The sequence below is a fragment of the Citrobacter sp. RHBSTW-00599 genome (genome assembly GCF_013784065.1).
Taxonomy (GTDB): Bacteria; Pseudomonadota; Gammaproteobacteria; order Enterobacterales; family Enterobacteriaceae; genus Citrobacter; species Citrobacter braakii.
The window spans coordinates 4,401,632-4,425,456 of record NZ_CP056717.1 but is presented as its reverse complement, the minus strand read 5'-3'; the positions used below and the strand labels follow the sequence as shown (position 1 = coordinate 4,425,456).

The window sequence follows — 23,825 nt, the reverse complement described above, 5'->3', positions numbered from 1 at the left end:
CCTCTGCCGTGTTTAAACTTGCTGCCTCTCTTTGACCTGTCCACCGCTAAACAGCCATTGCCAGATGCCCACTTTTACCCATGCGACCACGCAGATAATCAGGTAAAAAAGTGGATTATGCGTAATGGTAACGTACATGACCTCCATTAAATCCACATGCAAATTTCCGGCAATTGCCATATTGATAACAAAAATTGAGGCTACCGCGCTGGCCAGTAAAATAAATACGGCCTGAAGCTGGGTTATCTCTGGTAACCTGCCAGAGGCCCATTGCCATAAAAATGTTGTTGTTAACAGGAATATAAGAAACAATCCTAACGCGCCAAACAAGCCAAAGTCTTTATAATCCTTTAGCGTGCCAATTAAACCCACCAAAATAATTAACCCCAGTAGTATTTTTTTAAACCATGACATGTACTTTTCCCGAAGATAGTGTTGATGCTGAGTTAATATGTCCATTTTTACGCATTTTAAATTGAGTTTATAAATGAACAACCGGGGATTATAAATTGTCTGGCGGGTAATTGCCGATTATTTGTGGTTTATTAAATGTTGACATTTGATTGCGGACTAATCCTAAGATACCTGTTTATAAGGTTGTCGATTATACCCTTTTGGGGGAGGCGAAACGCTGTTTGTATAATTGTGTGAGGCTGATCAGTGCCGCAATAAACAAGGCGACGGAACCGCATAGCGTGGCATTAACGATCGCTTGAGCGCCGCTTCCCAGCAGGCTGGTTAATAGCGGCCCGAGTATTTGCCCAATGCCGTAAGTCAGGGTGACCAGGCCCAGCAGATTAATATTGCGCGGTACGCTAAGTTGACGGGCGAGCGGCATGACCAGCGAAGTGGTCCCCATAAACGTTGCGCCAAAACCCACGCTGCTTATCACCAGCAGCGGCAAGGAGTCGCTGGCGAGCGTCATGACCACGCAGCCGCTTTGGATCAGTAAATTCGCCGTCAGGCATTGCAATACCCCCCAGCGTCGGGCAGCCCACAGCCAGGCGAAACAACCCGGAATAATCGATATGCCGACCAACGACCAGAGATGGGCCGTCAGCAGCGGCGACCCGGCACTTTTCGCCATCAGTGGCAGGTATGTAGCGACAATGATGTAGCCAAATCCGGCTAACCCATACAGTAGCGCCAGCAGCCACCAGGACATAGGCTGATGCTCTGTTTTTACCGGTGCTGCGGCGGGGAGCGCATGGTGGCGAGATGGCAGGAGCATAACGAGTAGCACAAAGAATACAGCGGAAGCTGCCGCTGCCCCCAGCCAGAGCGTGTGCGATGACAGCGCAAAATGCAGACCGCTGATGACATATTCATTGCCCAGCAAAATGCCTGCGCCAACGCCGGAGAACAACGCCGCGATCACGAAGGGATGCCGGGTATGATGCAGGACGATCATCGAACCAAAGATCATCATACCGGCACTGGCGACGCCTGCCAGAAAACGGATCAACATCACCAGCGCGGGTTGCTTAACGCTTGCCATTGCCAGAATCAATCCTGCGGTAGCGAGCGCAGAAGTTAACAACATCGGGCGTAAACGTGAGGGAAGATGGAAGAGCCCGAAGGAGAAGAGCAGGCTTCCCGCCAGATATCCGGCGTAGTTGGCGCTGGCAATCCAGGAGAGCTGGTCAAACGTAAACTGACCTTCCGACAGCAGTACCGGGAGCATCGGCGTATACAGAAAGCGTCCAATTCCCATGCCCAGCGTTAAGACCAGCATGCCAAAGAGCGCGACGCTGATGGCATGACGATTTGAATCGGGGCTTCCCTCGGACATACGGACTCTCATTTCACGCTGTTAGTTTGATAATTGTTATATTACATGTGCAAATGATAATGAAAAGTAAAATAAAAACAGGGATTTTACTTTCTCCTTAAAAATTCGCCAGCGTCAGCAGGGAAGGAATTTGCGACAACAGATATAACACCAGCCCAATAGAACCGCCGACCAGCGTGCCGTTGATGCGGATAAACTGTAAATCTTTGCCGATGTTTAGCTCAATTTGCTGCGACATATCGCGCGCATCCCAGCTTTTCACCGTGTCGCTGATGTGGCGCGTCAGGAAGGTGGCGAACTCCGGCGCAACTTTATACGCGGCCTGCTCCAGATGCCCATTCAGTGAGGCGCGCAGGGCGCTATCGGCAACCAGTGTTTCGCCGAACCACTGTCCGGCGCTGGCGATGCGCTGCTTCACGCGCGAATCGTCAGCGTTAATGTCGGTTTTCACCCACTGGCGCAGGTCTGCCCACAGTTCGCCAAGATAACGGTTGAAAGCTTCGTCTTCCTTCAGATAGTTTTTCATGCTTTCGGCCCGCACGGCCATCTCCGGATCGTGTTTGAGCTTATCGATTAGCTTAAACGTGGCGCGATCGAAGGCGTGGCGGATCTGATGCGCCCGATCGTGGCTGATGTCATCCAGTAAGGAATTAACGGCATCAGACACCAGTTCGGCGCTGTGCTCGCCCAGCCATTCAGTCGGCAGGATCTTCGCTTTCAGCGGATGCTCGGTCTCCAGCCAGTGCACGATCTGTCGGGCGATAAACGCCCGCGAGCTGTCGCGCTGGAGCAGGGCGATAAGTTGGGCGATCAATGTGTCGAGCAACACCTGATGGCGGTTGTTTTTGGTCATGCTTTCCAGCATCAGCGCGCTGGTACCGGAGAGATCGACCTTGTCGATGGCTTTGTGCACTGCCCGCTTGATCAGCCGCTGAATGCGGGCGTCGTCGGTGAGTTCGAGAAAACCGCTCATGATCTGCAGCAGATGCTGGCCAATTCGCTGGGCGTTTTCCGGTTGGCTGAACCAGTTACCGATCAACAACGCCGGTTCATGGCGGCGGATCAGGGCGATCAGGGACTGGGTGTCGAGAAATTTTTCCTGCACAAACTGACCAAGGTTCTCCCCGATCCGATCCTTATTGCGCGGGATAATCGCCGTATGTTGCGAGATAAACGGGATTGGTACCCGACGAAAAAGCGCCACCACGGCGAACCAGTCCGCCAGCGCGCCGACCATCGCCGCTTCGGCGATCGCTTTGATCCCGAGCACCCAGAAGTTAGGCGGCAGAAACAGCGTGATGACGAAGGTAGCGGCGGCAATCAGCAGCAATGAGAGCGCCAGTCGCTTGGCGCGTTTGAGTTCAGCAATTTTATTCATAGGCTTAAGGATAGAGCCAGACGGGGGGATCGCGCAAAAAATGTGGAGCGCCTCCCATTTTCAGACGAGCAAAGCTTACTCCGGGATCCAGTTGTCCCAGGCGGGTAAGGGGCCGAGTTCCGCCACCAGAAAATCGATAAACGATCGCACCTTCGGATTGCTGTACTTACTGGGAAAATGGAGCGCATACAGGGCGTGGGTTTCGCAGGTGATGGTGCCGTCGAGCATCAGCGGCGTTATCTCTTCTTTTTGAATATGATCGCCAATCAGATAGGTAGGCAAATACGCCACTCCCTGATCTTCTAACACCGATTTCAGCAATACCAGACTGCTGTTGGCCTGGATAGGCATATGCAGTTTTAACTGATGCAGACGATCCTGTTCATCCGCCACCTTCAGCACCGGCGTGAGACCTGGGTAAACCAGGCAATCATGATTGACCAGATCGCTACGACGCTGGGGCATGCCTTTTTTGGCAAGGTAGCCGGGTGAGGCGCAGTACGCCCAGCGGACAGGCACCAGCTTGCGCATTGCGTAGTTCTGCGGTGGTGCGGTGGAGATTCGCAGGGCGATGTCGAAATCCGTTTCGTTCAGATTCACGAAGTTATCGTTGAGATCGATATACAGATTCACATCTGGGAACTGGGAACGATATTTATCCACCAGGTTCACCAGCCGGGAATAACCAAACGCAATTGAGCAGGTTATGCGTAATTCACCCTGCGGGCTGTGGTAATAACCGGAGGTGGTATTCAGCGTTTCATCGAATTCTTTCAAAAGCTTATTGGCGCGGTTAAAGAGATATTGCCCGGCATCGGTCAGGGTAATACTGCGGGTGGTACGTTTAATTAATGTCGTGCCTAACGTATCTTCCATTGCCGCCAGGCTTTTGCTGACCGCAGATGGCGAGACGTTGAGCTGCGCCGCGGCTTCTGACAATCCTCCGCAGTCGACGATTTTAATGAAAAACTCCAGATGCTTGAGTGAAATCGGCGTACTCATAGTTTCCTTTTATTCACAAGTGATTTGCAAAAACGGTACGAATAGGCCGTTACATTCGCGTTTTAAACATGCAACTATTGAATCACAGGAAACAACTTGCTGGCAAAATGAAAAAATAACAACTTAGGTGAGTTACGTCACAAAATAAAAGGAGGCGAAACGGAAACTCATCACATTGTGAATTTAATCTCATTAAATATTATTCTAAAGGTACCGATTATGTGGTCACGACTCGAACCCTACAGATCGTCGATTATTTTATTAGTTGCTCTGGTGATTGGCGGCTTATTAGGTATTTATGCCCCCTCGTTTGCAAGTAAACTCCAGCCAATCGGCCAGATATTCTTAAATCTGCTATTTATGATTATTGTGCCGCTGGTGGGGATCAGCGTCATGTCTTCGATCGCCAGTATGACCGACCTGAAAAGGCTGGGGCGCATTATGGCGATTATCTTTATTGTTTCGATCGCAATGGCCTTTATTCCGGCTGCCGGGATCGTTGCGCTGGCGCTATGGTATAACCCGGCGCAGGGCGTCACTATCGATCTTTCGCAGTCGGTGCAGGCGGGCAGCGGTAAGATGGATTTTGTCAGCATGATCACGACCAGCGACTTTATCGGACTGTTTTCTAAGTCCAATATTCTGGCGCTGATTGTGATGGCGATTATTGCTGGTGTGGCGATTGGTCAATCGGATCAGGCCGGTAAGCGCATTGCGTCGCTGCTGGAAGATGCCAATACCGTGATCATGAAGATCGTCTCGATCATTATGAAGGTCGCGCCGATTGGCCTGGGCTGCTATTTCGCTGCCACTATGGCCAGTCAGGACTCTGCGCTGCTGTTAACCTTTGCTCGCGCTATCGGCCTGTTCATGGTGGCTACGCTGGTCTACTTTGTTTTTGGCTCGATTCTCTATTCGTATATTGGCGGCGGGATTCCGGCGGTCAAAGCTTTCTGGCGTAATGCGATTGAACCGTCTGCGACTGCGCTGGGGACTTGCTCTTCGCTGGGGACTCTCCCGGTGACGCTGCGTGCCGGTAAGGCGATGGGGATTAACCCGGAAATCGTTGATGTCTCCATTCCGCTACTGGTTAACCTGAACAAAGGTGGCGTGGCGATGATTGCCGCGCTGAAAATTGTCTTTATCTATTCCGTGCTGGGCATGGAGTTCACCACCGAGACCTTCTTCCTGACCATGCTGATTGCGGTGCTCTCCGCCATTATCGTCGGCGGCGTACCGGGCGGGGCATTCCTCGGTGAAATCTTTATCGTCACTACGCTGGGCCTGCCAATGGAAGCGATCCCGATGTTAGTAGTGCTGGGCACGATTACCGATGCGCCTGCCACACTGATTAACGTTATCCATGATTTGAATGCGGCGCAGATTGTTGAACGGTTCGCTGGAAAAAAGCAGACCAACACTGAAATAAACTCTACTGCTGCGGTGGTATAGGTTTCACACGGATTAAGAACAGGAGATGTTATGAAAGACGCAATGAAGCTTGAGACGCAATTAGTTGTTGCGGGTCGCGACAAACGCTACACCCAGGGAGCGGTGAATCCGGTTATCCAGCGCGCCTCTTCGCTGGTGTTTGATACCGTGAAAGACAAAAAATTCGCCACCGCCAATCGCGCAAATGGCGAGCTGTTTTACGGTCGTCGCGGAACCTACACCCACTTTGCCTTCCAGAAGGCAATGAGCGAACTGGAAGGCGGCGTTGGCTGCGCGCTTTACCCGTGCGGCGCTGCGGCGGTGACCAATGCGATTCTGGCGTTTGTTCAGGGTGGCGATCATATTTTGATGACGGGCGCGGCCTACGAGCCAACCCAGGATTTTTGCAATAAGATCCTGAGTAAATTCAATGTGGAAACAACGTATTACGATCCGTTGATTGGTGCTGGTATCGTTGATCTTCTGCGTCCGGAAACGAAAGTTGTATTCCTCGAATCGCCAAGTTCGATCACCATGGAAGTCCAGGATGTACCGGGGATGGTGAAAGCTATCCGCGCGGTTAATCCGGAGATTGTCATTATGATCGACAACACCTGGGCGGCGGGTGTGCTGTTCAAAGCGCTGGAATATGGCGTGGATATTTCCATTCAGGCGGGAACGAAGTACACCATCGGTCATTCGGACGGCATGCTGGGCACGGCGGTGTCCAACGCGCGTTGTTGGGATCGTCTGCGCGAGAACTCCTATTTGATGGGGCAAACGCTTGATGCCGATACGGCCTACAACGGCAGCCGTGGATTGCGCACCCTGGCGGTACGTCTTAAGCAGCATCAGGAGAGCAGCATCCATATTGCCCGCTGGCTGTCGGCAAGGCCGGAAGTGGCGCGGGTGAATCATCCGGCATTACCGGAATGCCCGGGGCACGAGTATTTTCAGCGTGACTTTGCCGGAAGCTCAGGCCTGTTCTCGTTTGTGCTGAAAAAGAGACTGACCGACGAGCAGATGGCGAATTTCCTCGATAACTTCTCGCTGTTCCATATGGCCTATTCGTGGGGCGGATTTGAGTCGCTTATTCTGGCGAATCAGCCGGAAGAGCTGAACAGCATTCGCCCAGCCGGAGAGGTAGATTTCAGCGGCACCCTGGTCAGGGTGCATATTGGCCTTGAGGATATTGGCGACCTGATTGCCGATCTGGAAGCAGGGTTTGCGCGCATTGCTTAAGATAATGTGATGGTTGCCGGATGCGGCGCAAGCGCCCTATCCGGCCTATCACTACGACATAGGCCGGATAAGCGTCAGTGCCATCCGGCAGGTTAGTTTTCAGTGGCTAACGTTGTTGTTTCATGCTGGCGAACCCGCTTCAGTAAGCCTGCCAGGGTAAAGACGACAGCAATACCCGCCGCAACCGCCAGCAGATGAAACGAAATCCTGCCGCCGTTAAACCACAGCCAACGTCCGATTTCGACAGAAACCGCCATCACCGTCAGGATGACCATATTCAGCGACGCCGAGACCGTACCCTTCGGTAAGTTGTTGGAAAACAGCGTAAAGCGGAACAGCGTCGGAAAGATCATACCAATGCCAAACGCATACAGGCTGGTTCCCAGCACCGACCACAGCCAGACGTGCGGCCACAGCAAATTGCCGGCAATCAGCACCGCCAGTCCGCTCAGTTGAATGGGTGCCGCCCGCCAGATAAAGCGTGGCTGGGTTGGATCCTTCACAAAACGAACAACCACCATATTGGCGACGATCACCGCGCCAAACACCGGTGCCTGCGCCCAGGCAAACTCTGATGTGCTCATACCGCCAGCGTCGATCAGGATCACCGGCGAGACCGCCACCCAGCTCATCATCGGGATATAGCTTAGCGACAGCGTGGCTGCGCCAAACAGGAATACCCGGTTGCGGAAAACGTCGCGGAAATCACACAGTACGCCGCGTGCACTGAACGGCACCGCGCCGCGCTTAACGGTTTCCGGCATTGCTAACGCTAGCCCAATCAGGGCGATCAGCCCCATGGTGGCGATAATGGCAAACAGGACTTTCCAGTGTACAAAGTGCATCAGCGCTGCGCCGGAGAGTGGGCCGATAACTGGCGCAACCAGCACAATGGAGGTGATTATCGCCATTAACTTAATGGCCTTCGTTTGCCCAAACGCCTCCTGCACCGTGACATAGCCAACGGTAGCGATAAAGCAGATGCTGGTGCCCTGTACAAATCGGGCGACCAGAAATTGCGTCATTGAGGTGGTCAATAGCGTGGCAGCGCAGGCGAGCGTAAAGATTAACGCCCCCGCAATCAGCACCGGTCGACGGCCAATCCGGTCGGAGAGCGGTCCCAGCAGCCATTGCAGCGCCATGCCGCCAGCCAGATAGAGGCTCACCGCAGCGGGGGCCAGGCTGACGTCGGCGTTGAAATCACGCACCACATTGATGATGCCTGGCTGGATCAGGTCCGTCGACAGATAGGCGGCGAAGTCATATAAAATCAACGCGACAGGAAAAAATAGCGTCGTGGTGCGTTGGGAGAAAAACGCGAGAATCCGTTGCATAAAACAGCTCCTTTTCGGGAGAAAACCCTCAACGGGAATAGCGAAATTCAATACCGTCTTTGAGACGTCAGACCGATGACAGAAAAAAGCAGACTGCAAATGTACTGAATTTCATGTAATCAAAAACGCTGCCTGCGCGAGGCGCAAACAGGAGAAACGTTTTCAGACTCGGGTCAGAAAACGTAACGATTACAGGTAACAATCAGCACATCGCACCTCGGGAAGAATTGGTTGAATGGATAATAGCCACCCAAAGTGTAATGCGGATTGGATATTAATTAAACGAGTTTATCCGCTTTATTTGCAGAAAATCGTCACGCTTATCAGAAAGTGACGCTCTGCAGAAAACGCAGCGCGATTGCACAACCGAAGACGATCAATACGCCGCCGGCGATACGCTCGATCCACAATATCCCTCTGGTTAACCGTCGCTGGATCTGCGGTAAGCCGATGAACATCACGATCAGCAGATCCCAGAACAACACCACGCTGGTCATCCAGATCCCGCTCATGGTTTGTTGCAGCAGCGTCACCGACGGGCCGAGCAGGGCGGTCATCAGCGCCAGATAGAACAGCGCATTTTTTGGGTTGAGCAGCGATGAACCTAATCCCAGCAGCAGCTGTTTACCAAATCCTGGACAGGTAGACTGGGCGTCTGCTCCGGTCAGGGTTTGCGGGCGGCTGCGTATAAGCAGGCTGCCAATCCATAATAAATAGAGCGCGCCCAGCAGCTCAATAACCGTAAACAGCAGGGGAAGCTGGCGCAGAATCCCCCAACCAATAATCGCCAGCAGAATATACAGCCCGTTGCCAATGGCGATCCCCACGCACAGTCCGGCGCTGCCGCGCATCCGGTAACGTACGGCGTAACCGACCAGTAAAAAGAAGTCCGGCCCTGGGCTGAGTAGTGCAACAAAATGCGCCAGCGCCAGCGCGGGAAAAGCAGACGGAAAAAGTTCAGCAAGCGGCGACATAGCGACCTCAGAAAATGAATCAGAGATCAGCGTACGCCTGACGCAACGCTAATTATTGTCTGATATTGATCGTCCCAATGCGTACTGGCGCGGTGTGGCTGCTGTGTAGCGAACAAAGGTGCGATGGAAATGGCTCTGGTCGGCAAACCCGCTCTGGTAGCCGACATCGACAATCTCGTCCCCGGCCCGTAGCCGCTGACGGGCATAGTCAATCCGCATCATGTTCAGATAATTTCCCGGCGTCAGCCCGGTATCCTGCTTAAAGGTCCGAATCAGCGTCTCTTTACGCATGTGACACTCATCTGCCAGCTCATCCAGCGAGGGTGGGGAGAGCAGACTGGACTGCAACCGCTTGCGCAGATACTGGCTGGTGACGCTTAGGTTTTCAGGTGTTACCGACTGCAATGGCAGCGAGCGCAGCAATGCTTGTGCAGCATCAGTTATCTGCGTCGTTTGCCGTTGCGGCATGAGCGCCACAAGGTGCATGTAGCACTGGAATAATTGCGGATCGCGGATAACAGGAGTGCGCGTGCAAAGCCGTTGATTGCTGTTCAGCGCAGGCAGATGGGCAAGACACCACCGGGTATCAAGATAAAGCATGTGATAGCTGCGAAATTGCCCGTTGACGGGATTACAGCTGTGAGGTGTCAGTGGTGGGATCACAATGAGATCGCCCACCTTCAGATGGTATTCCTTGTCATCGCACAGGCAGCAGGTTCCTCCCTCGAGAATTGCCCCAATCGAGAGCTGAGAGTGGTGATGGCGCTTATAGGCCTGCTGGCTGCGCCAGGTGCTGCGCAGCTCCAGCCACGGCAGTTGCTCATCACGCCAGAACGATTGTGGAATATCTCGGGTATGCGTCACATCGTGTCCTCCATGAAAGTGATGACTAGTTATAGCACAGGCCCTGCGGTGAAAAAGCGGGAATGTGCATTGAGGTCGTGATTCTGCGTGATGCGTTCCAGACAAATGCAGACGTTACAAAGGGGCGTTTTTATCCCGGAAATCGTCTCGCAAAGAGAGAAAGTTACAGGTGAGGGTGTGGTTTACCAGCGCTACAGTCACGGCATCTTATTTCCAGGTGATGGATCGCCATGAACAAAGCACCGACTTCCACCCCGCATGATGCGGTCTTTAAAACGTTTTTGCGCCACCCTGAGACAGCTCGGGATTTTCTACAAATACATCTTCCCGCTTCGCTGCGCGAACTTTGCGATTTTCAGACGCTGAAACTCAAGCCGGATAGTTTCATTGAAGAGGATTTACGTGCGCACTATTCCGATGTGTTGTGGTCCGTGAAAACGACGGAAGGTGATGGCTATGTTTATGTGGTGATTGAACACCAAAGCACACCGGATGCGCATATGGCATTCAGGTTGATGCGTTACGCGGTAGCGGCCATGCAGAAGCATTTAGATGCCGGGCATCAGCAATTACCGCTGGTGGTGCCGATGTTGTTCTATCACAGTGCGAAAAGCCCATATCCTTATTCCCTATGCTGGTTGGACGAGTTTGCCAACCCGAAGCTGGCTCGTCAGCTGTATGCTGTGGCGTTTCCGCTGGTGGATATTACGGTTATCCCGGATGACGAAATTGTGCAGCATCGACGTATGGCGCTGCTGGAGTTAATCCAAAAACATATTCGTCAGCGCGACCTTATGGGGCTGGTCGAGCAAATTGTTTCCCTGCTACTTACCGGACTGACTAATGACAGCCAGATAAAGACGCTGTTTAATTATATTTTACGAACTGGCGATGCGCCTCGATTCAGTGAGTTTATTCGTGAGGTTGCCGAACGTTCACCGCAGTATAAGGAGCATTTGATGACGATCGCCGACAGATTGCATGAGGCAGGGCTACAAAAAGGCAGGCTGGAAGGGTTACAGGAAGGGCGACGTGATGAGGCGCTCCGTATTGCCCGCACCATGCTGGCAGACGGTATTGATATCTGCACGGTACAAAAAATTACCCGGCTTTCCGCAGAAGATATTCAGGGTTTAAGTCATTAGATATGAGTTAAATCGCATAATCGTCTGGCCGAAATCACCGGGCGGTCCGGTTTACTCTATCGCCATCTTTACCGCCTCGCCGAGCTTTTGCATCACTTCCTGATGCTTCTCGTTTGGCGGCAACGCGCAGTTGATGCGTACGCAGTTGCGATACTTTCCGGATGCGGAGAACAGCGATCCCGGTGCGACCTGGATTTTCAGGCGACAGAGCTGCTTAGCGACGCAGACCATATCGACCTGGAGCGGCAGCTCGACCCACAGCATAAAGCCGCCTTTCGGTCGAGTGACGCAGATCCCGCAGGGAAAATATTCTCGTACCCAGCAGGTGTAGATCTCCATATTACGCTGATAAATCTGGCGCATACGCCGGATATGCCGATGGTAATGACCTTCGCGCACAAAGGAGGCTGCTGCCAACTGCGTAGCGGGAACGTTAGTACCAATGACGGCGTACTTCATGTGTAGCAGTTTGTTGTAATAGCGACCGGGAACCACCCAACCCACGCGCAGTCCGGGGGCTACGGATTTGGTAAACGAACTGCAGAGTATTACCCGGCCGTCACTGTCCCAGGAGTGGATCGTACGCGGGCGCGGATACTCTGTGGCCAGTTCGCCATACACATCATCTTCAAAAATGACGATGTCGTGACGCTGGGCGAGGGCGAGCACCGCCCGCTTACGCGCATCCGGCATAATGAACCCGAGAGGGTTGTTGCAGTTGGGAACCAGCAGCACGCCTTTGATCGGCCACTGATCCAGCGCCAGCTCCAGCGCTTCAATGCTGATCCCGGTATCCGGATCGGTTGGGATCTCAATCACCTTGATCCCCAGACCGCGCAGTAGCTGCATTGTGCCGTAGTAGGTGGGGGATTCAACGGCGACAATGTCCCCTGGCTGACAAACCGCCAGCAGCGCCAGCGACATTCCGCTCTGGCTCCCGTTGGTTATCACAATATCATCGGCGTTGAGGAGTGAACCGCTGTCCAGCATCAGACGGGCGATCTGCTGGCGCAGATCCTGGCTGCCGGGAAGCTTGTCGTACCCCAGCACTGCCTTCAGGTTATGCTGCACTACGCGGCTGAGTTCGCGCCAGAGCGGTTTCAGGCTCGGTTGACTGACATCTGGCGCGCCGCTGCTGAAGGGGATCACAGATTTATCGCTATGCCCTTTTAGCATATCCAGCACCAGATCCCACTGCGTTATCTCGACCGGACGCTGCACCGGGCGTGACATCGGCGGTACGGGCGGCAGCGCTTTTTGCGGCGCGACAAAATAACCGGAACGCGGCTGCGGGGTGATCAGTTGCCGCTGTTCCAGCATCTGATACGCCTGCTGGACGGTGCTGATACTGACCCCGTGCTCCTGACTCAGGTTACGTACCGAAGGCAGTTTTTCGCCATGGCGATACAACCCCTGCTCAATGCGTTCGGCCAGCAGATTGGCCAGATGTTGGTAACGCGTCATGCTGTATCCCTTATGGGTACCATACAGATTAAAAAACCAGTACAGATTGGCGTGAAAAAAGCGATGCAGAACTCTTTTTAACCAATCTGTATGTTAAATAAAAGTACTTTGTGAGTCTGTATTGCTTAGGGCCAAATCCGTGAAGATAAAGCCTCAGACAAGGCGGGGAGGCAAGGTATGGAATTTCATGAGAATAAAGCAAAGCAGCCATTTATTGGGTTTGTTCTGATCTGGCGGGCATATAAGGCGTGGCGGTTACGGGCGCAAACGCGGCGCGTATTGCAACAGATGAGTAATGAGCGGCTGCGGGACGTCGGGCTGCGACGCGATCAGATCGAATAGCCGCGGATGGTGTTTCCTGAACGGTTTTGTGGCGACCTCGTTTGTAGTGGGGCGATGGAAGAGGAAGGACTGGGAGAAATTGCTCCTGGTTCTGCCAACGAAGGGAGTATTATTGAAGCACTTTTGCTTCATGGAAGGATTATTATCAGGATGAAAGCTACAGAAGCCCGATTACTCGATTTCCTCAAACGCTCACAGCAATTTGTTATTCCCATCTATCAACGAACCTATTCATGGTCTGAGCAGCAATGTCGTCAGCTTTGGGACGATATTCTCCGTGCCGGACAACGTGACGATATTTCGGCCCACTTTATTGGCTCCGTTGTTTATATAGAGCAGGGACTGTATCAGGTTTCGGGGATTTCTCCGTTACTGGTTATTGATGGTCAACAGCGCCTGACGACGGCGATGTTACTCCTTGAGGCGTTATCCCGTCATCTTGGCGATGAAGAGTTGATTGATGGCTTCTCCGCCATGAAGTTGCGCAATTACTATTTGCTCAACCCCTACGAGTCCGGAGAGCGGGGATACAAGCTGTTGCTGACGGAGACGGATAAAGACAGCCTGCTGGCGCTGATTAAACAAAAACCGCTGCCTGAAAACGGTTCGCAGCGGATTGAGGCCAATTTTAGATTCTTCGATGAACAAATCAGCAAATTAGGCGATGACTTGATTTCGCTGTGTCGTGGGCTATCAAAGCTATTGATTGTCGATGTCGCTCTGAATCGCGGGCAGGATAACCCGCAGCTAATTTTTGAAAGCATGAACTCTACGGGCAAGGCGCTCAGCCAGGCCGATTTAGTGCGTAACTTTATTCTGATGGGGCTGGAGCCAGAGCATCAGGCGCGCCTGTATGACGATCACTGGCGGCCGATGGAAATTGCTTTTGGTCAGAAAGGATACAGCGAATATTTCGACAGCTTTATGCGTCATTACCTGACGGTCAAAACGGGGGATATTCCTAGGACCGATGAAGTTTATGAAGCATTTAAGTTACATGCACGTAGCCAGGCTATCGCCGAAGAGGGTGTGGATGCGCTGGTAGCGGATATTCAGCGCTATGCGGAATATTTCTGTGCGATGGCGCTGGGGAAAGAGAGCGATAAGCAACTTGCTATAGCGTTTCAGGATTTACGGGAGTTAAAGGTTGATGTTGCTTATCCGTTCCTGCTGGTGCTGTACCACGATTACCGGGAGGGCAATTTATCACACGATGATTTTCTGAGTGCGATACGCCTGGTTGAGTCGTATGTTTTCCGCCGCGCGGTGTGCGCTATTCCCACCAACTCGCTGAACAAGACCTTCGCCACATTTTATAGAGTACTGGATAAAGAAAACTATCTGGAAAGTATTCAGGCGCATTTACTGGAACTGCCGAGCTATCGACGTTTCCCGGACAACGATGAATTTAGCCACAAGTTAAAAGAGCGCGATCTGTATAACTTCCGTAGCCGTAGTTACTGGCTACGCCGCCTGGAAAATTACGGGCGCAAAGAGCGCGTGGCGGTGGATGAATATACGATTGAACATATTATGCCGCAGAATGAAAATCTGTCGGCAAAATGGCGTGAAGAGCTGGGCAGCGACTGGCAGCGGATACATAAAGAGCGGCTACATACGTTGGGAAACCTGACGTTAACCGGCTATAACTCCCGTTATAGCGATAAAGTCTTTACAGAAAAACGCGATATTGATGGCGGCTTTAAAGAAAGCCCTTTGCATTTAAACGCCGGATTAGGGCAGTGCGAGAAGTGGGATGAAGCGGCGATAGATGCTCGGGCCGAGCGGCTGGCGAAGCGTGCCGTTCAGGTCTGGAGTGCTCCTGAGTTGGATGAAGATGTTCTTGATGGCTATCGTCAGCAGCCGGAAAAAGCGATGAACTACAGTCTGACGGATTTCCATCAACTGGAGGTCGGCTCACATAGCCGGATGCTATTTGACCAACTGGCACCAGAGATTTTAAAGCTGGATGCGAGTATCACACAGGAAGTGCTGAAGCTGTATATCGCCTTCAAGGCGGAGACCAATTTTGTGGATGTCGTACCGCAGAAAAGCCGGCTGCGCCTGTCGCTGAATATGCCGTTCCATGACCTGGTCGATCCGAAAGGGATGGCGAAAGACGTAACGGATCTTGGTCGCTGGGGCAATGGTGATGTAGAGGTCGGTTTCAGCGATATTGCCCAGCTTCCGTATGTGATGGGGCTGATTCGCCAGGCATTTGAAAAACAGATGGATAGCGCGGTGGCGTAGCCTCGATGTCAACCCGGCAGCGTGGAGACTGCCGGGGATAACGTTATCGTTTCTGCCTGAGCGGTTTTGCCGAAATTACGTCGATAAACTCCTGCACCTGCTGTTGCTTACGCGCGGACAGCTTGCACACCCGACGCAGCGACTGCAGTAACGCCGGTTCTTCCGGTTCCGGCAGCTTGGCCGTCAGCACAATGCAGCCGGGCATCACTCTGACATCGAATTTGCAGCCGGTGGCGAAACCGGCTGCCTCCAGCCACTGGCCTTTCATAATAATTGCTGGAATATGTGTGTAATCCGGATAACGACTCGCATAACTGACGGTGGCAACGCGGTTATTTTCTGGGGAGACTTCTGGAGCGGTGAATTCTGCAATAGAATGCGGGGTAGTCATGGTCTCTATTCCTTATTAATAGGGATTGTGATTAGCGAGGCGCTCGTGTTGCAGCACGGGCGTCTTGCGAAAAATACCTGTATATATCATCAGGGAATAGAAGGAAAATCCAGCTGAAAATGAATGAAAATAACGGCGTGGATGCGGGGATGGATTATTTCTGGTGATGGGAATAAAGCGGCTATTTAGCCGCTTTATTGGTTTCTGGGGTGGGTTAATTTATGGCTGCGTCGGTGAGGGCGTCGGCCAGGTGGAGCTGGGTTTGTTGAGCGGATTTGAATGCTAAAGTTAAGGTTTCAAGGATTCCCATGAATATATTGACTGTTTTAACGATTCTTTTTTGCTCTTTTAATGGAGGTACAGGGAATAGAAATTTGCTTATTTCGCCAAGATATAAACAAGGTTGTGCTCCACCGCGTTTGTGCGAGTGAATCATAGATTGTAATAACTGGGAGTCCATAGCTATTTTTAAGAAATTTGACTCAATAATTAATGGTTTTATTATTGCAACACTACGTACGAGTGCAAATTCAGAGTCGCCAGTAATTAATGATGATCTTCCTATTGTTCCGCCAACCGAAACGATTAATAGATCACCTTTTTCAGGTAAGCATCTTTCACGGGATTTTATATAGCTAGACTCTGAAATATAGTCACAGTTTTCATAGTCTAAAAAACCATCGCGAATATTTTTGGCTGAAAGTAATTTATAACCTTCAGCAATGCGTGGTGGAGTTTTATGATCACCATCGGTAATCTTCGATGCAATATGATCTAATCTAGACCATACCCACCCATCTGGCAGTTCAAACGGTTTTTCCCCATCACCAATAGGTGGCAACGGTTTTTGCTTTTTAATTTTCCCGTCTTTCACCAGTTGCGCTTTTTCCTGCGCAATACGTTTGAGCAGTTCAGAGGCTGGTTCGTCGTTCGGATCCTGCGGCACCAGTTTGCCCATCACCGCCAGTTGCAGAATGGTCTGTTTTAAGGCGTTAATGCTGGCTTCGGTGGTAAACAGCGTGTCGAAATGTTCGCTGATACGCGCCCAGTTTTCGGCCAGTTCATCGGCATTCTGGCTGTCGGTTAGCGTGGTTAGCAGGGTTTCAACCAGCTGTTGATGGGCGTCCAGACTGGTCAGGGAGTGCTGTTCCAGTTGGTCGCAGAGGGACATTAGTTCCTCATATTTTTTTACTATTCGTATTTGTTCTTCTGTGCTCGGAACAGGCACTATCAGCATAGACAGAGATTCCGAGTTTAATGTATTTCCCATAATAGCTTGTTTGGTATTTCCAAGTTGAGATATTAATGGGAGTAAATGGAATAGATAGTTTCTATTTAGTCCATTCATCTCATGTATTGATATGATAGCTTCATTATGATAAGCATCAATATTCAATAGTGAGGTTTTACCTACAGTGAGTTTAAAACTCATTAGTATAGTTCCAGCTGGATCCGGAGGGTATTTAAATATATCCTCTTTAGCCTTTTTAGAAATATATTTTGATGTTATCTCTACAATACCATTTTGAACAAGATCACTAATGCTAACCCACGGAATACCGTTTTCGTGTGAACCCCAAAAACTAGAATCTTTAGTTGATGGTGTTTTCCCTACTTGATAATGAGTAATTTCAGGTAGTCGCGCCCACTCCCACCCCATCGGCAGCTCAAATGGTTTCTCCTCCTCGCTAATCTCCGGCAGCGGCTTGGGCTTTTTAATCTTCCCCTGTTTCACCAGTTCGGCTTTTTCCGCCGCAATGCGTTTCAGCAGCACCGACGCCGGTTCATCGTTCGGATCCTGCGGTACCAGTTTCCCGCGCACCGCTAGCTCCAGAATCAGCTCGCGCAGCTTCTTGATGCCATACAGATCAATCTTACCCGAGCTGCCGCGCCCCGCCGTGGAGCGGGTTTGCAGCGCCGTGGTCCAGGTGTCGATATGGTCAACAATCAGTTTTTCCACCGCCATCAGTTGGCCTCCTTACCGGAGAGCGCCGCGCCGAGAATATCGCGCAGCTGGTGGCGCAGGGTCTGGATTTCTTCCTGCTGCTTCGCGTACTGCGCGAGTAGTTCGTCCGGATCGTGGCTGACGGTTTCCGCCTGGTGCGGGTTCTTGATATCGAGGTTAAAGTTGCGGGCAATCACCTCGTCGATGCTGACCTTCCACGCCTGTTCGTTCTCGACGCGGCTGGCGAAGCCGTCGGCCTCGTTGCCCCACCAGTCGATCTCGGCCTGGAACTCTTCAAACTTCATCGGTTTGGTTTTGCTGTAGTTCTTCACCCCTGCCGGGTACGGGTGCTCGTAGAACCAGATCTCTTTGGTCGGCTGGCCTTTGGTAAAGAACAGCAGGTTGGTTTTGATCCCGGTGTACGGGTTAAACACGCCGTTCGGCAGACGCACGATGGTGTGCAGGTTGCATTCTTCGGTGAGCAGCTTTTTGATCTTGGTTTTCACGCCTTCACCAAACAGCGTGCCGTCCGGCAACACCACCGCTGCACGACCGTTTTTCGCCAGCACTTCAATAATCAGTTGCAGGAACAGATCCGCCGTTTCGCGGGTCTGCATATCGGAAGGGAAGTTCTTCTCGATGCCGTCTTCTTCGGTGCCGCCGAACGGGGGGTTGGTGACAATCACATTCATCTGATCGTCCCAGGAGGAGAGCGGTTTATTCAGGGTGTTGTCGTGGCGGATTTGCACCGGCACTTCAATGCCGTGCAGCAGCATATTGGTGGTACACAGCAGGTGCGGCAGCTGTTTCTTCTCCACGCCGTGGATCTGTTTTTGCAGGATCTGACGGTCTGCTACCGTGTGCGCGTAGTGATTTTTAACATGGTCAAACGCGCAGGCGAGGAAGCCGCCGGTGCCGCAGGCCGGGTCCATAATGGATTCGCCAAGCTTCGGATCGACACGATCGACCATAAAACGGGTCACGGCGCGCGGGGTGTAGAATTCACCCGCGTTGCCTGCGGCCTGTAAATCCCGGAGGATCTGTTCATAAATATCACCGAACAAATGACGTTCGCTGGCGCGTGTGAAATCAATCTCGTTGAGCTTGTTGATCACCTGGCGCAGCAGGGTGCCGTTTTTCATGTAGTTATAGGCATCGCTGAACGCCTGCTTAACCACATAGCCGCGCGGGTTGATATCGATCTGCGCGGGCAAGTCTTTCAGGGTCGGAAACAGATCGTCGTTGACGAATGCCAGCAGTTTATCGCCGGTGATCCCTTCGTTATCGGCCGCCCAGTTGCGCCACAGGTAGCGCTCAGGCATGGGCAGTTTGTATTTTTCCTGCTCAATTTCCAGCGCCTGCTCCTGGGCGTCGAAGATCTTCAGAAACAGTAACCAGGAGAGCTGACCCAGACGCTGTGCGTCGCCATCGACACCTGCATCTTTGCGCATGATGTCCTGTAATGATTTGATAGCCGAGCTGATTGACATGGGGTCGTCCCTTTATAAAAAAATAAAGCCACCTGCGGCAGACGGGCCGCAGGTGGCGTAATCAGGATTTTCAGGCGGAGCGGGGAGGAAGCTGGTAAATTTCGCTTTCCAGGTCGCTCACTGCCTGCATATAGGTGCCTTTATCACCAAAGCCGTCGGTGATGATCTCCTGCAGAGTGCCCATCTGGTCGAACGGCTTAAGCTTCAGCACCTGAATATTCTCGATTTCTTCCACGCCCGCATCGGCGTATTTGTCCAGCAAATTGCTGAGTACGGCCTGGGCGGCATCGGAATATTTGGTGAAATAATTACGCTTGCGAACGTTATCTGCGCGCTCTTTGCGCGTGAGCGGCGGCTGACCATACACCACGTGGCACAGCATGTCGAACGGGTCGAGCTCTTTGCCCACCTCTTCCGCCAGCACATCCCAGAGGATGCCCTGTAATTCGAGCTCTTTGATCACCGCCGCTTTGCGGTCAGCATCTTGCCATTTTCGGACAAAATCATCCAGTGAGGCGCACTCTTTGAGCACGGTTTTTCGGGTGTAATCTTTGAAGGATTCGGTGACCAGCCTGCCGTCGGCGTCGTAATACTGGACACGTTGCGATACTACCCCAACGGTAACGCCGTTAATGTGGAATTTGCGGACCCGGTTGTCTTCCTCTTCCGGCATCGGGCCGGAGTCGTCCATCGGGCGGGTGGTGTAAGGAGCCGGGTCCTCGTCCGCTCTGTTGACGTCTTCATCGGCAAAGACGTCAGGTGTTTCTTCATCCAGCGTTTCGTTGAATCCGGAGTCCGGATCCGCAATGTCATCAGGCGTGGCTTCCATCACTTTTTCAGGAATACCGTCAAAGCGCTCGTCGGCAAACAGTTCAGTGGCCTTTTTGAAATCGAGAATGGTGAACCACAGTTTGCCGTAGTTTTCTTCGATGCGGGTGCCCCGGCCAATGATCTGTTTAAATTTGGTCATTGAGCGGATGGTTTGATCCAGCACGATCAGTTTGCAGGTCTTAACGTTGACCCCGGTGGTCATTAATTCTGAGGTGGTCACAATCACGGGCCATTCTTTTTTCTTGTCACTGAAGTTGTCGAGTTGTCCCTTTCCTTCATCGTCATCACCAGTGATTTTCATCACATATTTATCGTTACGTTTTACCATCTCCGGGTTGAGGTTGATCAGTGCCCGACGCATGCGTTCGGCATGCGGAATGTCTTCGCAAAATACGATGGTCTTATCCATCGGATTGGTGCGTTTGAGGTAGTCGGTGATGGTGCGTGCAACCAGTTCAGTCCGCTCGTCGATGACCATTGTGCGGTCAAAATCTCTCTGGTTGTAGATTCGATCGTCGATCAGTTCACCGTTGAGATCGCTCTGGCCGCGCACGGGCCGCCAGCCCTGTAAATCAACATCAATATCGACGCGAACCACTTTGTAAGGCGCGAGGAATCCATCCTCAATCCCTTCTTTCAACGAATAGGTGTAAATAGGATCGCCGAAATAGCTGCTATTGGAGATCTCATGCGTTTCTTGCGGCGTGGCGGTCATACCAATCTGGGTAGCGGAGCTGAAATAATCCAGGATTTCACGCCAGGCACTGTCTTCAGAGGCGCTGCCACGGTGGCATTCGTCGATGATAATCAGGTCAAAGAAATCTGGCGAAACCTGCTTAAACGCTTTTTGCTGCTCTTCGTTGCCGGTTAACGCCTGATAGAGTGCAAGATGGATTTCAAAAGCGGGGTCGAGAGTACGACCGGTGACTTTGGTCATCGCGGAGCCGAAAGGCTGGAAATCATCGCGTTTAGTTTGATCAACCAGGACGTTACGGTCAGCCAGGAATAAAATGCGTTTCTTCACGCCGGCTTTCCATAAACGCCAGATGATATGGAACGCCGTCAGCGTTTTACCTGTCCCCGTTGCCATGACTAACAATGCTCTTTTTTGCCCGGCGGATACGGCTTCCAGCGTTTTGTTGATGGCTTGAAGCTGATAGTAGCGCAGCCGTTTCTCGCTGCCGTCGTTGTAGTAATCTTGTGCGACGATCGGCATCTGAGCGGCGGTATACCCTTTCCAGAGGCAATATTTCTGCCATAGTTCGTCAGGCGTTGGGAATTCGTCGAGGGTAATTTCACGCTCAATCGCGCCAGTTGAGGTTTTATCGTGGAAAATAAAGCCGTCGCCGTTGGAAGCAAACGCAAAGGGAACGTCGAGCAGGTGCGCATAACCCAGTGCCTGCTGCATACCTTTGCCGATTTCATGCTTATTGGCTTTGGCCTCGATAACCGCTAGTGGCATGTTGAGCTTGTGGTAAAGCACGATATCGGCAGATTTGACCTTTCGACGTGCCGCCACTTTACCGCGCACGATGACTTTGCCGTCCCGGAGTTTGACCTCTTGTCTGATTTGCGTTGTGTCGTTCCAGCCAGCGTCAAGGATGGCGGGCATTACGCGTTTGGTGATGATGTCTGCTTCCGTCAGGGTACTCAGGTTCAGGTCAGCCATGTCCGTTCTCTACCGATAATGAGATTGCTTTGATTTTACACAATATTGTTATGCAAGCCATGAACAGAAATGGCTGTGCTACAGCGTCTGGCACGTTATTCAATCTCCAGCTCATCAAACAGCTGTAAATCCACATCCAGCAATTCCACTGCGTTGCTTCGGCGAATGCCGACGTTGTTTTCAATCAACAGCTCCAGCAGGCGATCGCCGTCGATTAAGGTAATCGGCGCGGCGCCTGGGAACAGCGCTGCTTCCGCGCATTTGGCGGCAAACTTGCCGGTAGTGATCAGCGTGCCGCGAATGGCTTTGTGGTAAGGCAGTGCGCCGCGTAGCTGGTCGATATACGGGCGCGTGATGGTGTTCTGCATCCGTTTTACCTGCACCACTTCGGTAATGGTGGTGATGCCCACCTGAACCTTACCAATCACATCCACGCCTTTATCGCCGGAGGCTTTGGTCACTTCAACCTGCTCGTAGCCCATTGTTTCAAGTAGCTGAGCCACCAGATGTTCAAATTTGTACGGATTCATAGTGGAGAGCTGGTCGCGCAATAGCTCTTTTTGCTGCTGGTTATAGCGTTTTACCGCATCCAGCAACTCCTTACGTGGATCGGTTCGACGTTCAGGCAGTGCCTTACCGAGCCATTTTCGGCCAGCCTCGGTAATTTTGTAGCTCATCCCTTCACGGGCTACCAGATCGCGCTCGACCAGGTTGTACAGCCGGGCGTAGAGCGTAGTTTTGACTGAACTGGGGGAGGCAAATTTTGAGTGCTGATGTAAGAATGCCTGCCACTCGGGTAGCAGATCAGCGCGTCTGGCCTGCTCCCGGCCGGCGAGCAGTTCCAGTAGTTGCAACATGCCTTCTGTATCGTCGAGTTTACGCAGTGTGGCTTCATCGTTATCCAGAAATAATCGCCCCTGTTCGCTGGGGTACCAGCCGCCGTCTTCGTGGGTCTGCATAAGATCGAACAAAGGGTTATTGATAAACATGTAGCAGCCATAGCTGTGGCGGGGGTTGAGAATATGGTTATCCATCTTCCAGATCTGCCAGGCTATTTTGGCATCTTCGCCGCTGAGCCGTTCTTTAATCCAGTTATCCGGCTCTGACCAGTCAACCGGGTTTTGTGGCGTACCCGTTTGTTCCTGAATGGCGGTGATCATATTACGCACCGCTTTGACTGAACATCCAGCCACGGCATTCATCATGGCTCGGGTCTGATCATAAGTTGGAAAAAGCGGGGTAATCACTTTGTACTTTTTCACGTTGGTCCCTTAACGAGTGCAATGGCAATAGCTTCCCATACCAGATGAAAAATTCCATGGGATGAATCACTTATCGGAATGAAAACTGCCAGTGCCGGATGGCGGCTGCGCCTTATCCGCCTACTAACTTCACTCTATTAAAAGCAAAATGTGATGTTATTTCCAACAATTTCGCTATAATCGTAAGATAATTGTATATACACTTTTGTATATACAATTAGGGAAAGAACATGCCAATGGAGTTTGAGTGGGATGCAAACAAGGCACAAAGTAACCACCGTAAACATGGTATTCGCTTTGAGGACGCAATATTGGTTTTCGACGATCCCCAACATCTGTCGCGGCAGGATCGGTATGAGAACGGTGAGTATCGCTGGCAGACCATTGGTCTCGTTCATGGCATTGTGGTTATTCTGGTTGCCCATAGCGTTAGGTTTGAAAGTGGCTTTGAAGTCATTCGTATCATCAGTGCCAGAAAGGCAGATCGTAAAGAGAGGAGTCGTTATGAACATAGTTAAACATAAACGCGGCAGCGTATCCGCGCTGAGTGCTCAGCATGAGGCTGAACTGAAGGCGCTGGCGAATAAACCGGACGATGATATTGATTACAGCGACATTCCCGTGACCGAGGATGAGCTGTGGTCAGAAGCTCATCGCGGTAAGTTTTTCCGTCCGTTGAAAACGCAGGCGTCGGTACGCATTGATGCCGATGTGATGGAATGGCTGAAGCGCCCCGGGAAGGGTTACCAGACGCGTCTCAATGCCATTTTGCGCGAAGCGATGCTGCGCGAGCAAAACAAGAAATAGTCAGAATATGCAGGGACTGTGAGTGCCGGATAGCGGCTGTGCCTGATCCGGTCTACGGGAAGCGGAATTTCCTGGCCCGATAAGTGTAGCGCCACCGGGCATCTGCGAGGTTATTTCTGCTGCGGTTCTCCGCTAAAATAACCGCAGCTGTCAAATTAGTGGAACACCTGCGGCATCATGCCGAGATGACAAACCGATTACCACCAGTGAAC

The 23,825-nt window shown here is 51.9% G+C and carries 20 protein-coding genes; 7 read left to right on the top strand and 13 right to left on the bottom strand.

Translation table 11 applies throughout. The annotated features are described in order from the left end of the window. Positions 1–12: 12 nt before the first annotated feature. From HV243_RS21515 to HV243_RS21500, 4 genes are all read right to left on the bottom strand, one after another. Positions 13–414 carry a hypothetical protein gene (locus tag HV243_RS21515; protein ID WP_053389300.1) on the bottom strand — a complete coding sequence of 134 codons (402 nt, stop codon included), beginning with the start codon at positions 412–414 and terminating at the stop codon, positions 13–15. Between the two features lie 190 nt (positions 415–604). Next, the gene (locus HV243_RS21510) at positions 605–1,792 is read right to left on the bottom strand and encodes an MFS transporter (RefSeq protein ID WP_053389301.1); all 1,188 of its coding nucleotides are present in this window, start codon (positions 1,790–1,792) and stop codon (positions 605–607) included. Between the two features lie 97 nt (positions 1,793–1,889). Then, positions 1,890–3,170 carry a DUF445 domain-containing protein gene (locus HV243_RS21505; protein WP_016151562.1) on the bottom strand — a complete coding sequence of 427 codons (1,281 nt, stop codon included), beginning with the start codon at positions 3,168–3,170 and terminating at the stop codon, positions 1,890–1,892. A gap of 75 nt (positions 3,171–3,245) precedes the next feature. After that, positions 3,246–4,172 (bottom strand): LysR family transcriptional regulator, encoded by a 927-nt coding sequence (locus HV243_RS21500; protein WP_053389302.1) that lies wholly within the window; start codon positions 4,170–4,172, stop codon positions 3,246–3,248. 219 nt (positions 4,173–4,391) lie between these two features. Between HV243_RS21500 and HV243_RS21495 the strand changes: the two genes are divergently transcribed. Then, positions 4,392–5,624 carry a dicarboxylate/amino acid:cation symporter gene (locus tag HV243_RS21495; RefSeq protein ID WP_003019196.1) on the top strand — a complete coding sequence of 411 codons (1,233 nt, stop codon included), beginning with the start codon at positions 4,392–4,394 and terminating at the stop codon, positions 5,622–5,624. A 30-nt stretch (positions 5,625–5,654) separates the two neighbouring features. Further along, the gene (metC, locus tag HV243_RS21490) at positions 5,655–6,845 is read left to right on the top strand and encodes a cystathionine beta-lyase (protein ID WP_016155600.1); all 1,191 of its coding nucleotides are present in this window, start codon (positions 5,655–5,657) and stop codon (positions 6,843–6,845) included. Positions 6,846–6,937: 92 nt separating this feature from the next. Here metC and mdtM read toward each other — a convergent pair whose 3' ends face one another. From mdtM to HV243_RS21475, 3 genes are all read right to left on the bottom strand, one after another. Continuing rightward, on the bottom strand, positions 6,938–8,179 hold the full coding sequence (mdtM, locus tag HV243_RS21485) for a multidrug efflux MFS transporter MdtM (protein ID WP_046275093.1): 1,242 nt from the start codon (positions 8,177–8,179) through the stop codon (positions 6,938–6,940). Positions 8,180–8,502: 323 nt separating this feature from the next. Beyond that, the gene (locus HV243_RS21480; RefSeq protein WP_019078298.1) at positions 8,503–9,153 is read right to left on the bottom strand and encodes a LysE family translocator; all 651 of its coding nucleotides are present in this window, start codon (positions 9,151–9,153) and stop codon (positions 8,503–8,505) included. Positions 9,154–9,201: 48 nt separating this feature from the next. Then, positions 9,202–10,017 carry an AraC family transcriptional regulator gene (locus tag HV243_RS21475; protein WP_053389303.1) on the bottom strand — a complete coding sequence of 272 codons (816 nt, stop codon included), beginning with the start codon at positions 10,015–10,017 and terminating at the stop codon, positions 9,202–9,204. 230 nt (positions 10,018–10,247) lie between these two features. Between HV243_RS21475 and HV243_RS21470 the strand changes: the two genes are divergently transcribed. Further along, complete coding sequence (locus HV243_RS21470; protein WP_053389304.1) at positions 10,248–11,162, top strand: Rpn family recombination-promoting nuclease/putative transposase; 915 nt, start codon at positions 10,248–10,250, stop codon at positions 11,160–11,162. Positions 11,163–11,213: 51 nt separating this feature from the next. Here HV243_RS21470 and HV243_RS21465 read toward each other — a convergent pair whose 3' ends face one another. Next, positions 11,214–12,626 (bottom strand): PLP-dependent aminotransferase family protein, encoded by a 1,413-nt coding sequence (locus HV243_RS21465; protein ID WP_047414541.1) that lies wholly within the window; start codon positions 12,624–12,626, stop codon positions 11,214–11,216. A gap of 177 nt (positions 12,627–12,803) precedes the next feature. Between HV243_RS21465 and HV243_RS21460 the strand changes: the two genes are divergently transcribed. Together HV243_RS21460 and HV243_RS21455 are read left to right on the top strand one after the other, a co-directional pair. Continuing rightward, positions 12,804–12,968 carry a DUF1127 domain-containing protein gene (locus HV243_RS21460; protein ID WP_064484482.1) on the top strand — a complete coding sequence of 55 codons (165 nt, stop codon included), beginning with the start codon at positions 12,804–12,806 and terminating at the stop codon, positions 12,966–12,968. Positions 12,969–13,118: 150 nt separating this feature from the next. Beyond that, positions 13,119–15,218, top strand: a complete 2,100-nt coding sequence (locus HV243_RS21455; protein WP_053389320.1) for a DUF262 domain-containing protein — start codon at positions 13,119–13,121, stop codon at positions 15,216–15,218. 43 nt (positions 15,219–15,261) lie between these two features. On the opposite strand, the gene symE is transcribed toward HV243_RS21455, so the two are convergent. From symE to HV243_RS21430, 5 genes are all read right to left on the bottom strand, one after another. Beyond that, a complete protein-coding gene (gene symE / locus HV243_RS21450; RefSeq protein ID WP_053389305.1) occupies positions 15,262–15,609 on the bottom strand; it encodes an endoribonuclease SymE in 348 nt (115 codons plus the stop codon). Positions 15,610–15,823: 214 nt separating this feature from the next. Beyond that, positions 15,824–17,575: a restriction endonuclease subunit S gene (locus tag HV243_RS21445; RefSeq protein ID WP_053389306.1), complete on the bottom strand. Its 1,752-nt coding sequence runs from the start codon at positions 17,573–17,575 to the stop codon at positions 15,824–15,826. Beyond that, positions 17,575–19,044 carry an N-6 DNA methylase gene (locus HV243_RS21440; RefSeq protein ID WP_053389307.1) on the bottom strand — a complete coding sequence of 490 codons (1,470 nt, stop codon included), beginning with the start codon at positions 19,042–19,044 and terminating at the stop codon, positions 17,575–17,577. Before HV243_RS21440 ends, HV243_RS21445 begins: the two co-directional genes overlap by 1 nt. Before the next feature lie 70 nt (positions 19,045–19,114). Further along, positions 19,115–21,544, bottom strand: a complete 2,430-nt coding sequence (locus HV243_RS21435; protein ID WP_053389308.1) for a DEAD/DEAH box helicase family protein — start codon at positions 21,542–21,544, stop codon at positions 19,115–19,117. A gap of 95 nt (positions 21,545–21,639) precedes the next feature. Then, on the bottom strand, positions 21,640–22,806 hold the full coding sequence (locus HV243_RS21430) for a restriction endonuclease (RefSeq protein ID WP_019078303.1): 1,167 nt from the start codon (positions 22,804–22,806) through the stop codon (positions 21,640–21,642). A gap of 230 nt (positions 22,807–23,036) precedes the next feature. Between HV243_RS21430 and HV243_RS21425 the strand changes: the two genes are divergently transcribed. Both HV243_RS21425 and HV243_RS21420 read left to right on the top strand, forming a co-directional pair. Next, positions 23,037–23,324, top strand: coding sequence for a BrnT family toxin (locus tag HV243_RS21425; protein WP_053389309.1), 288 nt, complete (start codon positions 23,037–23,039; stop codon positions 23,322–23,324). Further along, entirely contained in the window at positions 23,311–23,613 is a 303-nt protein-coding gene (locus HV243_RS21420; protein ID WP_046275900.1) for a BrnA antitoxin family protein, read from the top strand. Before HV243_RS21425 ends, HV243_RS21420 begins: the two co-directional genes overlap by 14 nt. Positions 23,614–23,825: the final 212 nt, after the last annotated feature.

What these genes read in the sequence shown, in the direction of transcription:
- HV243_RS21435 (WP_053389308.1), bottom strand. Translation starts at nt 21,544, where the DNA reads ATGGCTGACCTGAACCTGAGTACCCTGACGGAAGCAGACATCATCACC.
- HV243_RS21505 (WP_016151562.1), bottom strand. Translation starts at nt 3,170, where the DNA reads ATGAATAAAATTGCTGAACTCAAACGCGCCAAGCGACTGGCGCTCTCA.
- HV243_RS21500 (WP_053389302.1), bottom strand. Translation starts at nt 4,172, where the DNA reads ATGAGTACGCCGATTTCACTCAAGCATCTGGAGTTTTTCATTAAAATC.
- HV243_RS21440 (WP_053389307.1), bottom strand. Translation starts at nt 19,044, where the DNA reads ATGTCAATCAGCTCGGCTATCAAATCATTACAGGACATCATGCGCAAA.
- HV243_RS21420 (WP_046275900.1), top strand. Translation starts at nt 23,311, where the DNA reads ATGAACATAGTTAAACATAAACGCGGCAGCGTATCCGCGCTGAGTGCT.
- HV243_RS21495 (WP_003019196.1), top strand. Translation starts at nt 4,392, where the DNA reads ATGTGGTCACGACTCGAACCCTACAGATCGTCGATTATTTTATTAGTT.
- HV243_RS21515 (WP_053389300.1), bottom strand. Translation starts at nt 414, where the DNA reads ATGTCATGGTTTAAAAAAATACTACTGGGGTTAATTATTTTGGTGGGT.
- symE (WP_053389305.1), bottom strand. Translation starts at nt 15,609, where the DNA reads ATGACTACCCCGCATTCTATTGCAGAATTCACCGCTCCAGAAGTCTCC.
- HV243_RS21480 (WP_019078298.1), bottom strand. Translation starts at nt 9,153, where the DNA reads ATGTCGCCGCTTGCTGAACTTTTTCCGTCTGCTTTTCCCGCGCTGGCG.
- metC (WP_016155600.1), top strand. Translation starts at nt 5,655, where the DNA reads ATGAAAGACGCAATGAAGCTTGAGACGCAATTAGTTGTTGCGGGTCGC.
- HV243_RS21465 (WP_047414541.1), bottom strand. Translation starts at nt 12,626, where the DNA reads ATGACGCGTTACCAACATCTGGCCAATCTGCTGGCCGAACGCATTGAG.
- HV243_RS21425 (WP_053389309.1), top strand. Translation starts at nt 23,037, where the DNA reads ATGCCAATGGAGTTTGAGTGGGATGCAAACAAGGCACAAAGTAACCAC.
- mdtM (WP_046275093.1), bottom strand. Translation starts at nt 8,179, where the DNA reads ATGCAACGGATTCTCGCGTTTTTCTCCCAACGCACCACGACGCTATTT.
- HV243_RS21510 (WP_053389301.1), bottom strand. Translation starts at nt 1,792, where the DNA reads ATGTCCGAGGGAAGCCCCGATTCAAATCGTCATGCCATCAGCGTCGCG.
- HV243_RS21460 (WP_064484482.1), top strand. Translation starts at nt 12,804, where the DNA reads ATGGAATTTCATGAGAATAAAGCAAAGCAGCCATTTATTGGGTTTGTT.
- HV243_RS21470 (WP_053389304.1), top strand. Translation starts at nt 10,248, where the DNA reads ATGAACAAAGCACCGACTTCCACCCCGCATGATGCGGTCTTTAAAACG.
- HV243_RS21445 (WP_053389306.1), bottom strand. Translation starts at nt 17,575, where the DNA reads ATGGCGGTGGAAAAACTGATTGTTGACCATATCGACACCTGGACCACG.
- HV243_RS21455 (WP_053389320.1), top strand. Translation starts at nt 13,119, where the DNA reads ATGAAAGCTACAGAAGCCCGATTACTCGATTTCCTCAAACGCTCACAG.